The organism is uncultured Campylobacter sp. (assembly GCF_938017705.1).
GTDB lineage: Bacteria > Campylobacterota > Campylobacteria > Campylobacterales > Campylobacteraceae > Campylobacter_B.
Genome location: NZ_CALIIS010000228.1, coordinates 1 through 2,824, shown reverse-complemented (window position 1 = coordinate 2,824; position 2,824 = coordinate 1). Strand labels below are relative to the sequence as shown.

General features: G+C 44.6%; 4 protein-coding genes. 1 reads left to right on the top strand and 3 read right to left on the bottom strand.

Annotated elements, in window-relative coordinates; translation table 11 throughout:
- The 3 genes from Q0605_RS10475 to exbB form a co-directional block, all read right to left on the bottom strand.
- On the bottom strand, positions 1–821 hold an 821-nt coding region (locus Q0605_RS10475; protein WP_298706816.1), incomplete at its 3' end, for an energy transducer TonB.
- Positions 818–1,201: a TonB system transport protein ExbD gene (exbD, locus tag Q0605_RS10470; RefSeq protein ID WP_295151962.1), complete on the bottom strand. Its 384-nt coding sequence runs from the start codon at positions 1,199–1,201 to the stop codon at positions 818–820. The genes Q0605_RS10475 and exbD, both read right to left, overlap by 4 nt.
- Entirely contained in the window at positions 1,202–1,621 is a 420-nt protein-coding gene (gene exbB / locus Q0605_RS10465; protein WP_040304198.1) for a TonB-system energizer ExbB, read from the bottom strand.
- A 286-nt stretch (positions 1,622–1,907) separates the two neighbouring features.
- Between exbB and Q0605_RS10460 the strand changes: the two genes are divergently transcribed.
- Positions 1,908–2,699, top strand: a complete 792-nt coding sequence (locus tag Q0605_RS10460; protein ID WP_298706815.1) for a TonB-dependent receptor plug domain-containing protein — start codon at positions 1,908–1,910, stop codon at positions 2,697–2,699.
- Positions 2,700–2,824: the final 125 nt, after the last annotated feature.

The window sequence follows — 2,824 nt, the reverse complement described above, 5'->3', positions numbered from 1 at the left end:
TTAAATTCCATATCTTTCTCGACCTTTGGAAAGCTACCTTTTGTGCGCTCGACCGCGCTTAATGCGCCCTCATCAAGCGAATCGACATTCGAGGAAGACGTAACGCGAAGACCCTTAACATCACCGCTTGCCGTATAGGTAAAGTGCACGCCTACGACGCCGATTTTACGCATACGTTGCGCATTTTTTGGATAATGCGACTGCGCGTAGCGCGAAATGATGGCGAAAATTTTCTTGCCGACATCGCTATTGCTAGGATCTCCGCGGCTTGTTATAGCGTCGCTACCACCACCTGCACTACTGGAGCCGCCGCCCCCGCCGCTACCCAGCGAAATAGGCTTTGTCGGATCAAACTTCGCGGTTAAATTCCTATCGCTGCTTTGAACTTTATGCTCTTTTTTCGGCTTAGGTTTTTCGACCGGTTTTGGTTTTTCTACCGGCTTTGGCTTGGGCTTTTCGACCGGTTTTGGTTTTTCAACTACAGGCTCTGGTATAGGCTGCGGTTCAGGAATCGGCTCGGGCTCCGGTATCGGCTCCGGCTCAACAGGGGTCGGTTCGGGTTCCGGTTCGGGTTCGGGCTCGGGCGGAGTGGGCTCTGGCTCAGGATCCGGTTCGGACTGATCGGAAGGAGGCGGGATATTGGGTTCATCGGAGATATCGCCCTGCTTGGCCTCATCCATTATGCTATCGATGGAAAAGGCTATCATATCGGGCATGCTAGGCGGCTTCGGTCTCGACGATAAAAGAGCAAAAACACCCACAGCGATGATGCAATGCAGCACCAAAGATACGATAAAACCTACTGCGCTATCTTTATTCATTGCTCTTTTTCGGTCACGATCGCAAATTTTTCATGGCCTGCCTTTTTTAGGACATCCATGATCGAAATGAAAGAGGAAAATTTCGAGTCTTTATCATTTTTTAGCACGACAAGATCGTTTTTATCGAGAGCGGCAATTTTTTCCTCAAGCTCATCCTCGCTTATTGCGACATCGTCTAGATAAATTTTAGATTCGCTATCTACTTTGATGGTAACTTTTTTATCCTCTTGCGGATTTTGCGAGCTTGAAGAAGATGGAAGATTTACCTTAATATGCCCCTGCGCGATGAAAGTTGAGACACTAAGCACGATCGCTAACAGCACCAGCATGATGTCGATGAACGGGACGATATTTAGCCCGTCTCGTCTAGGAATGCTCATTTATTTAACCTCATCGTAGCGGTTTAGAAGCACATCGACCTTACGGACGAAACCGTTGTAGATGATGAGCGTAGGCACGGCGACTACTAGACCGGTAGCCGTAGCTTTAAGGGCAAGCGAGAGACCTTGCATGATAGCCTTGGTATCGATACCACTTGCAGTACTCATATCAAAAAAGGTGATCATAATGCCAATAACTGTGCCTAAAAGACCGATGTACGGAGCATTTGAATAAACAATATAAAGTGTCGTTAAATTTTTCGTCAGAGCCTCTTCATATAGCGCCTTGCTTTTGTAATCGCTCGCCTTAACCTTCGAATAAAAAAGCAGCCTTTCGATAGTAAACCACACGACTAAAAAGCTCATAAATCCGAGGATCGCAAAGATAATGTAATCCACGTAATGCGCCAAAAATTCCATAATGCCCATAAGCTCTCCTTAAAAATTTTAAAAATTTTTATAAATTCAGCAAAGTACCTTACCAAAAAAAATGAGTGATTTTATCAAAAGTAGATTTAATTTTTACTAAAATTTTGATGATCGATATTTAAATTATATTTTATCATTTAGCTTTATTTAATGATAATAAAGCATTCGGTGATAGAATTTTAATGATTTTAAAACGTCTTGATAATTAATATAAAATAAAGGATTAATTTTATATTATTTGCCGTTTTTTAATCTTATTATCATTTAGGAATTTCGTATGAAAAAATTTCATCTGGCTTTATCTTTGTGCGCAGTTCTTTGCTTAAGCGCACAAGCAGACGAGAAATCAAGCGCTACGGACGCGTCCAAAAGCAAGGATTCAAATACGCAAAGCCTGGGCGTAATCGAAGTTACTAGCGATTCTAGCACGCCTAGCACCGTGGATGATATCAAAATCAATACTCGCAACGCTACGCTCGTCAAAGACGTATTTCGCGACATCCCAGGCGTTTATGTGGGCGGCACCAACGGCATGAATCAAAAAATTTATATGCGCGGCGTAAGCGATCGCGGTCTAAATATCACGATTGACGGCGCGAAGCAAAACGGCAACACCTTTCATCACAATGCTGATTTGCTAATCGATCCCGATCTTATCAAGGTCGTAGAGATCGATGTCGGCGCAAAATCTGTCGTAAACGGCTCGGGTGCTTTGGGCGGCTCAGTTGCCTTCAGGACGGTAGACGCTTCTGACATGCTTGAGGACGGTCAGGATATCGGCGCCAAACTCAAAGTGGGCTATACGAGCAATAACGAAGGCTATTCGCAAAGCGCGATGCTTTATGGCAGGGCGTTTGATAGCCTAGATATGCTTGCTGCGTTTAAGCACTACGGATACGGATTTGGCAAGGCGGGTAACGGCAAATCTACCGGCGGCGACGGCAACGATATAAATTATTTATTAAAAGCGGGCTATAGCTTTTTGGATTTCCATAAAATTTCACTATCTACCGAGCATATGCAGTATAAAGGTCTCTATCCGCTGCGGGCGGATTCGGCTCATGGCTAAACGGACAGCTGGATAACCGCAAATACGAGCGCGATACACACACGATCAAATACACGTATAATCCAAGCGACCTGTTAGACCTCGACATCACTGGATACTACACGAAGCATCAACGCATCGGCTCT

Excerpts from the sequence above, each read along its gene's own strand:
- exbD (WP_295151962.1), bottom strand. The coding sequence starts at position 1,201 with ATGAGCATTCCTAGACGAGACGGGCTAAATATCGTCCCGTTCATCGAC.
- exbB (WP_040304198.1), bottom strand. The coding sequence starts at position 1,621 with ATGGAATTTTTGGCGCATTACGTGGATTACATTATCTTTGCGATCCTC.
- Q0605_RS10460 (WP_298706815.1), top strand. The coding sequence starts at position 1,908 with ATGAAAAAATTTCATCTGGCTTTATCTTTGTGCGCAGTTCTTTGCTTA.